This is a genomic window from Galbitalea sp. SE-J8 (assembly GCF_030345695.1).
In the GTDB taxonomy this organism is placed as follows: domain Bacteria; phylum Actinomycetota; class Actinomycetes; order Actinomycetales; family Microbacteriaceae; genus JAUASV01.
Genome location: NZ_JAUASV010000004.1, coordinates 213373 through 220839 on the forward strand (window position 1 = coordinate 213373; position 7467 = coordinate 220839).

7 protein-coding genes and 2 tRNA genes are annotated in these 7467 nt (G+C 67.8%); 8 read left to right on the forward strand and 1 reads right to left on the reverse strand.

The genetic code is table 11. The annotated features are described in order from the left end of the window. Positions 1 to 151: 151 nt before the first annotated feature. The 6 genes from gyrB (at position 152) to QT381_RS04995 (ending at position 5792) form a co-directional block, all read left to right on the forward strand. On the forward strand, positions 152 to 2131 hold the full coding sequence (gene gyrB, locus QT381_RS04970) for a DNA topoisomerase (ATP-hydrolyzing) subunit B (RefSeq protein ID WP_289247624.1): 1980 nt from the start codon (positions 152 to 154) through the stop codon (positions 2129 to 2131). A 49-nt stretch (positions 2132 to 2180) separates the two neighbouring features. After that, the gene (gene gyrA / locus QT381_RS04975) at positions 2181 to 4727 is read left to right on the forward strand and encodes a DNA gyrase subunit A (RefSeq protein ID WP_289247625.1); all 2547 of its coding nucleotides are present in this window, start codon (positions 2181 to 2183) and stop codon (positions 4725 to 4727) included. Then, positions 4724 to 5131: a DUF3566 domain-containing protein gene (locus QT381_RS04980; protein ID WP_289247626.1), complete on the forward strand. Its 408-nt coding sequence runs from the start codon at positions 4724 to 4726 to the stop codon at positions 5129 to 5131. Before gyrA ends, QT381_RS04980 begins: the two co-directional genes overlap by 4 nt. Positions 5132 to 5193: 62 nt before the next feature. After that, positions 5194 to 5267: transfer RNA gene (locus tag QT381_RS04985), tRNA-Ile, on the forward strand. Positions 5268 to 5373: 106 nt separating this feature from the next. Continuing rightward, positions 5374 to 5446, forward strand: a tRNA-Ala gene (locus QT381_RS04990). A 118-nt stretch (positions 5447 to 5564) separates the two neighbouring features. Next, the gene (locus tag QT381_RS04995; protein ID WP_289247627.1) at positions 5565 to 5792 is read left to right on the forward strand and encodes a hypothetical protein; all 228 of its coding nucleotides are present in this window, start codon (positions 5565 to 5567) and stop codon (positions 5790 to 5792) included. Between the two features lie 240 nt (positions 5793 to 6032). Here QT381_RS04995 and QT381_RS05000 read toward each other — a convergent pair whose 3' ends face one another. Further along, complete coding sequence (locus QT381_RS05000; RefSeq protein ID WP_289247628.1) at positions 6033 to 6560, reverse strand: recombinase family protein; 528 nt, start codon at positions 6558 to 6560, stop codon at positions 6033 to 6035. 36 nt (positions 6561 to 6596) lie between these two features. Here QT381_RS05000 and QT381_RS05005 point away from each other — a divergent pair, with 36 nt between their 5' ends. Together QT381_RS05005 and QT381_RS05010 are read left to right on the forward strand one after the other, a co-directional pair. Continuing rightward, on the forward strand, positions 6597 to 6854 hold the full coding sequence (locus QT381_RS05005) for a ribbon-helix-helix domain-containing protein (protein ID WP_289247629.1): 258 nt from the start codon (positions 6597 to 6599) through the stop codon (positions 6852 to 6854). Then, a complete protein-coding gene (locus QT381_RS05010; RefSeq protein ID WP_289247630.1) occupies positions 6851 to 7090 on the forward strand; it encodes a toxin in 240 nt (79 codons plus the stop codon). The genes QT381_RS05005 and QT381_RS05010 overlap by 4 nt, the downstream gene beginning before the upstream one ends. Positions 7091 to 7467: the final 377 nt, after the last annotated feature.

The following is a 7467-nucleotide window of genomic DNA, read 5'->3' on the forward strand; positions in this document are numbered from 1 at the left end:
TCACCGCGTCGGCGTTCGCCCGTCACGCGGGCATCCTGCCGGTTTTCGGGCTGTCGAGCGGGTAGACTGGGCGGGTCGCCGTGAGCCCTCCACTCGCTCGGAATCCCGCCTCGGATGACGCATCCCCCCGTGGTCAGGAGTACAGCCGAACATGCCGTCCGAGAACTCGAAGAACCAGACTCCCGACAGCTCGTACGGCGCCGAACAGATCCAGGTTCTCGAGGGGCTCGAGGCGGTGCGCAAGCGCCCCGGCATGTACATCGGCTCGACCGGGCCGCGCGGTCTGCACCACCTGGTCTACGAGATCGTCGACAACTCCGTCGACGAGGCGCTCGCCGGCTACGCGACCCACATCGAGGTGACGATCCGCCGGGACGGCTCGGTGCGCGTCGTCGACGACGGCCGCGGCATCCCGGTCGCCGAGCATCCGGTGGAGAAGAAGTCGACCCTCGAGGTCGTGCTCACCGTGCTGCACGCCGGCGGCAAGTTCGGCGGCGGCGGATACGCCGTCTCCGGCGGGCTGCACGGCGTCGGCTCGTCGGTCGTCAACGCGCTGTCGTTCCGGCTCGACGCCGAGGTGAGCCGCGACGGCGCGGTGTGGCGGCAGAGCTACGAGAACGGCGTGCCGCTCTCGCCCGTCGAGGAGGGCGAGCCCACCGACGCGACCGGCACCACGATCACGTTCTGGCCGAACAGCGACATCTTCGAGACCGTCGAGTTCGACTACGAGACGCTCAAGACGCGCTTCCAGCAGATGGCGTTCCTCAACAAGGGCCTCCGCATCCAGCTGCAGGACGAGCGCGAGGTCGACGACGAGACGGGCGACGTGCGCGGCGACGTGTTCCTCTACGAGCGCGGCCTCGTCGACTACGTCGAGTACCTCAACGGCGCCAAGAAGAGCGAGGTGATCCACCCCGAGATCATCAGCTTCGAGTCGGAGGACACCGAGAAGCGGATCGCGCTCGAGGTCGCGATGCAGTGGACGACCGCGTACAGCGAGAGCGTGCATACCTACGCCAACACGATCAACACGCACGAGGGCGGCACTCACGAGGAGGGCTTCCGCGCGGCGCTCACGACCCTCGTCAACCGCTACGCGCGCGAGCAGAAGCTGCTGCGCGAGAAGGACGAGAACCTGTCCGGGGACGACGTGCGCGAGGGCCTCACCGCCGTCGTCTCGATCAAGCTCGGCGAGCCGCAGTTCGAGGGCCAGACCAAGACCAAGCTCGGCAACACCGAGGCGAAGTCGTTCGTGCAGCGCGTCGTCGGGCAGGAGCTCGGCCACTGGTTCGAGAGCAACCCGGGTCAGGCGAAGGATGTCGTGCGCAAGTCGATCATGGCGTCGCAGGCGCGCATGGCCGCGCGAAAGGCGCGCGAGCAGACACGCCGCAAGGGACTGCTCGAGGGCGGCGGCATGCCGGGCAAGCTCAGCGACTGCTCGAGCAAGGACCCGGTGCGCTCGGAGATCTTCCTCGTCGAGGGCGACTCGGCGGGAGGGTCCGCGAAGACCGGCCGCAATCCCGAGACGCAGGCGATCCTGCCGCTGCGCGGCAAGATCCTCAACGTCGAGAAGGCGCGGCTCGACCGCGCGCTCGCGAACGCCGAGATCCAGGCGATGATCACCGCGTTCGGCACGGGCATCGGCGAGGACTTCGACGGCGAGAAGGCCCGGTACCACAAGATCGTGCTCATGGCGGATGCCGACGTCGACGGCCAGCACATCACGACGCTGCTGCTCACCCTCATCTTCCGGTACATGCGACCGCTCATCGAGATGGGCTACGTCTACCTCGCGCAGCCGCCGCTCTACCGCCTCAAGTGGACGAACGCCGACCACGAGTACGTCTACACCGACCGCGAGCGCGACGTGCTGCTGGAGGCCGGCCTCGCGAGCGGCAAGCGGCTGCAGAAGGAGAACGGTGTGCAGCGCTACAAGGGCCTCGGCGAGATGAACTACCAGGAGCTGTGGGACACCACGATGAACCCCGACTCCCGCACCCTGCGCCAGGTCACCCTCGACGACGCCGCCATCGCGGACGGCGTCTTCGCCACCCTCATGGGCGACGACGTGGATGCCCGGCGCACCTTCATCCAGCAGAACGCGAAGGACGTGCGGTTCCTCGACATCTGATCGGGAGCCGCATCCGTTCCTCCGCTGAGCCGACGAAGAGAGACCTGTCATGACCGACGAGACCACCACCGAGGGCATGCCCGGCGACCGCATCGAGCCGGTCGATCTGCAGACCGAGATGCAGCGGTCGTACCTCGACTACGCGATGAGCGTCATCGTGGGGCGCGCGCTGCCCGACGTGCGGGACGGGCTCAAGCCCGTGCACCGCCGCGTGATCTACACGATGTACGACGGCGGCTACCGGCCCGACCGCGCGTTCTCCAAGTGCACCCGCGTCATCGGCGACGTCATGGGCCAGTTCCACCCGCACGGCGACTCGTCGGTGTACGACGCGCTCGTGCGCCTCGTGCAGCCCTGGTCGCTGCGCTACCCGCTCGCCCTCGGCCAGGGCAACTTCGGCTCGCCCGGCAACGACGGCGCCGCCGCCCACCGGTACACCGAGACCAAGATGGCCCCGCTCGCCATGGAGATGGTGCGCGACATCGACGAGGACACCGTCGACTTCCAGCCGAACTACGACGGCCGCACGCAGGAGCCCGTGGTGCTCCCGGCGCGGTTCCCGAACCTGCTGATCAACGGGTCGGTCGGCATCGCCGTCGGCATGGCCACCAACATCCCGCCGCACAACCTGCGCGAGGTGGCGGATGGCGCCCTCTGGGCGCTCGAGCACCCGGATGCCGATCGCGAGGAGCTGCTCGCGGCGCTGCTGCAGCGCATCAAGGGACCGGACTTCCCGACCGGCGCGCAGATCCTCGGCGTCAAGGGCATCCAGGACGCCTACCGCAGCGGCCGCGGGTCGATCACCATGCGCGCCGTCGTGAACGTCGAGGAGCTGCAGGGCCGCACCTGCCTCGTCGTGACCGAGCTGCCCTACCAGGTCAACCCCGACAACCTCGCGATCAAGATCGCGGAGCTCGTCAAGGAGGGCAAGATCCCCGGCATCGCGGACATCCGCGATGAGACCTCGGGCCGCACCGGTCAGCGCCTCGTCATCGTGCTCAAGCGCGACGCGGTCGCGAAGGTCGTGCTCAACAACCTGTACAAGCACACCCAGCTGCAGGAGAACTTCGGCGCGAACATGCTCGCGATCGTCGACGGCGTGCCGCGAACCCTCGCCCTCGACCAGTTCATCGCGTACTGGATCGACCACCAGATCGACGTCATCGTGCGGCGCACCCGCTACCGACTCGCCGAGGCCGAGGCGCGCGCGCACATCCTGCGCGGCTACCTCAAGGCGCTCGACGCGCTCGACGAGGTCATCGCGCTCATCCGTCGCTCGCCGGACGTCGCCGAGGCCCGGGTCGGCCTCATCGAGCTGCTCGGCATCGACGAGCTGCAGGCGAACGCGATCCTCGAGCTGCAGCTGCGCCGCCTCGCCGCCCTCGAGCGCCAGCGGATCATCGACGAGCACGACGCCATCGAGGCGAAGATCGCCGACTTCGCCGACATCCTCGCGAGCCCGTCCCGGCAGCGCACGATCATCGCCGACGAGCTCGCCGACATCGCGGCCAAGTTCGGCGATGACCGGCGCACCGAGATCATGTACGGCTTCGACGGCGACATGAGCGTGGAAGACCTCATCCCGCAGGAGGAGATGGTCGTCACCGTCACGCGCGGCGGCTACATCAAGCGCACCCGCAGCGACAACTACCGCTCGCAGCACCGCGGCGGCAAGGGCGTCAAGGGCGCCCAGCTGCGCGCGGACGACGTCGTCGAGCACTTCTTCGTCACGACCACCCACCACTGGCTGCTGTTCTTCACGACCACGGGGCGCGTGTACCGCGCGAAGACCTACGAGCTGCAGGAGGCCGGCCGCGACGCGAAGGGACAGCACGTCGCGAACCTGCTCGCGCTGCAGCCGGGCGAGGAGATCGCGCAGATCCTCGACATCCGCGACTACCGCGTGGCGAAGTACCTCGTGCTCGCGACGCGCGACGGCCTCGTGAAGAAGACCGCGCTCACCGAGTACGACACGAACCGCACGGGCGGCATCATCGCGATCAACCTGCGCGAGGGCGACGAGCTCGTCTCCGCCCTGCTCGTCGACGAGGATGCGGACGTGCTGCTCGTCTCGCGCCACGGCCAGTCGATCCGGTTCACGGCATCCGACACCGCGCTGCGTCCGATGGGCCGGTCGACCTCGGGGGTCAAGGGCATGGACTTCCGCGCCGGCGACACGCTGCTGTCGGCATCCGTGGTCGCGGACGACGGCTACGTCTTCGTGGTCACGGAGGGCGGCTACGCCAAGCGCACCGCGGTCGACCAGTACCGCATCCAGAACCGTGGCGGCCTCGGCATCAAGGTGGCGAAGCTCAACGACGACCGCGGCGTGCTGGCCGGCGCGATCATCGTCGAGGACGGCGACGAGGTGCTCGTCGTGCTCGAGAGCGGCAAGGTCGTGCGCTCGGATGTCGCGGAGGTTCCCGCGAAGGGCCGCGATACCATGGGCGTCGTCTTCGCCCGGTTCGCCGAAGAGGACCGGATCATCGCCATAGCGCGCAACACCGAGCGCAACCTCGATGGTCACCAGGACGTGGCCGATGACGCCGAGTCCGCTGCCGACGACACGACCGGAGAGGCCGAGACCGCAGAATGACCAGCGTCGCCGAGAAGCTTCAGCGCAAGTCGCAGAAGCCCGTCACCACCAAGCAGGTGCGCCTCAAGCTCGTCTACGTCGACTTCTGGTCCGCCGTGAAGCTGTCGTTCCTCGTCGCGCTGTCGCTCGGCATCGTGCTCATCGTCGTGACCGTCTTCCTCTACCTCGCGCTGCAGAGCTTCCACGTGTTCGACTCGATCGACGGACTGCTGCAGGACGTGTTCGGCGAACCGGACTTCTCGGTCACGACGGAGCTGTCGCTCGTGCGCGTGGCCCTGTTCGCGGTCGTCATCGCCGTCGTCAACACGGTGATCGGCACGGTGCTCGGCGCGATCGCGAGCCTGCTCTACAACCTCAGCGTGCGTGTGACCGGCGGCCTGCTGGTCGGCTTCACCAACAACTGACCGCTCCGCGGCATCCGATTAACGGTCTCGGCGCGATTCGGGTACGCTGGCATGCGGCCTGCGGGGGTATAGCTCAGGCGGTTAGAGCGCTTCGCTGATAACGAAGAGGTCCCAGGTTCAAGTCCTGGTACCCCCACACTGCGCCGATCCGGCCCGCCGCCGCCCCTGGGGCGGGCGCCGTCGGTGCTCGGCATCGGGCACGCCGACCTCGCTCGCGATCGTGGCGGGTAGCCTGGGGTCACGGGGCCTTAGCTCAATTGGTAGAGCGCCTGCTTTGCAAGCAGGAGGTCAGGAGTTCGATTCTCCTAGGCTCCACCCAAGTGTCCTTACGGGAACACGCGACATCGCAGGATGCGGTGTGTTCGTGTTCCGTCTCTTTGCCTCGCGTCTCGCCGACGATGGTGGCGAACGGCTCGGCCAGCACCCGGCGTAGGTGCTCGTCTTCGGTGACTTCGAGCCGGGTGTAGAACGCCTGGTTGGCCAGTCGCCGGTTGCCGTCGTCGGAGTGCTTGTAGGCGTGGTGCGCATCGGTGAGCAGCCGCAGGGAGTCGTGGAGGAACGCGCGGCTTCCGGTGTGATGCTGGTCATGCTCGGTGAGGCGGTGGTTGATGTCTGTGAGCCCTGCTCTGATGCGGTCTTGGTGTCGTTTCAGGGTGGGTAGGTCGATGGCGTCGGCGAAGTGGGCGGCGAGGAGCTTGTCGCTCTCGGCTTCCAAGCGCGCCCGGTTCGCCGTGAGGTCGGCGAACTCCTGGTCGCGTCCTGCGGAGCGCTTGTCGAACGCCGCATCGACCCTTGCGGCGAGGTTCCGGTAGTCGTTCTCGCTGATGGTGATCGAGGCGTAGGAATCCGCGACGAGTCGTTCGGCCAGGTGGACGGGGACGCCGCGGCGGGTGCAGGGTGTCTACTTGGCGGCTCTCCCTGAGCAGACGAAGTAGGCGTAGGTGGTGCCTCTTGGGTTGGTGGCGAAGTCCAGCAGCATCCGTGACCCACAGGAGCCGCACTGCAGCAGCCCTTTCAGGTGGTGGGCGTGACGGACGTGCCGGGTTGCCTTCGCGTTGCGTGCTTTCAGGAGGGATTGCACCGTGTCGAACAGCGCGGGTTCCACGATCGGCTCGTGCGCGCCGGGGTGTAGCGCTCCCTTGTAGCGGATCATGCCCGCGTAGTACGGGTTGGTCAGCAGCGCGTAGAACGTCGCCTTGCCCAGCGGCTTCGACGGACGCTTCGGCGAGGGCACCGTGCTCAGCCCGCGCGCCGTCACCTCGCGCAACAACTCCGCAACCGACACCTCGCCCGTGGCGTATCGCTCAAACGCCCACCGGATCAACGGCGCGCGTTCGGGATCGACGTCGACCGTGCGGACCTCCCGGCCCTGCTCGTCGGTGCGGCGGACGTTGAGGTAGCCGACCTGCCCCGGCCACGAGGCGAGCACTGGCCGCTGACTATATTTTCGTATAACATTAATGGCATGAGTGAGCGCGAAACGATCAACGGCACCCCTGTCACCGAGGAGCAGATCGCAGCCTGGGCAACCGAAGCGGAGACTGGCTACGACGTGGAGGCGTTGAAGAATCGGGGTCGTGGTCGTCCTGGTCGTGGCGCGGAGCCATCGCAGGTCATCGCGTTGCGGCTTACGGCGGACGAGATCAGTGCCCTTGATGCTCGGGCGGAGCGTGAAGGCAAGTCTCGCTCCGAGGTGATCCGCGAGGCGCTGGCCTCGGCGTGAGAGTCCACTCCTCGGCTCTCAAACACGGCGTCGATGCCGAGGACGCAATCCAGGCTGCGACCTGGGCGACGTGGATCGAGGACCTCGATGATGACAGCCCGGCGCGGCAGCTCCGGCTCGGGTTCGACACCCGTGGCCGGCTGCTGGAGACGGTCGTGCTGGTCTTCGATAGTGGAAACGAACTCGTGATCCACGCCATGAAGGCTCGCCCACAGATGCTCGACCTCCTGCCGTAGCAACCTCCATGCCCAGATTCATCTGGTCTGAGTTTTCTCCCACACCGTCATGCGGGTCACCTCGAACCGACGGGCGATCGACATGACACTCTCGCCGCTGTCGCGCGCCGTTTGAATCGCGTCTATCTGCTTGGCGGTCAGAGGTGTTCGACTCCGTCTCGTTGGTTCCGTGACCGCTCCGACGAGCCCAGAATCAGCCGCAGAGCCCGATGCCCCCAGGCCCCGCTTCGCCAGTTCCCACACCGCTTCCAGCCGCTTGTTAGCGGCGGGGCTCGGCGGGGCGGGGCTCGGCGGGGCGGGGCTCGGCGGGGCGGGCCGGGCGCCGGGCGGACCGGGCCGGGGCGGGCCGGGGCGGGGCACGGCGAGGCGGGCCGGGC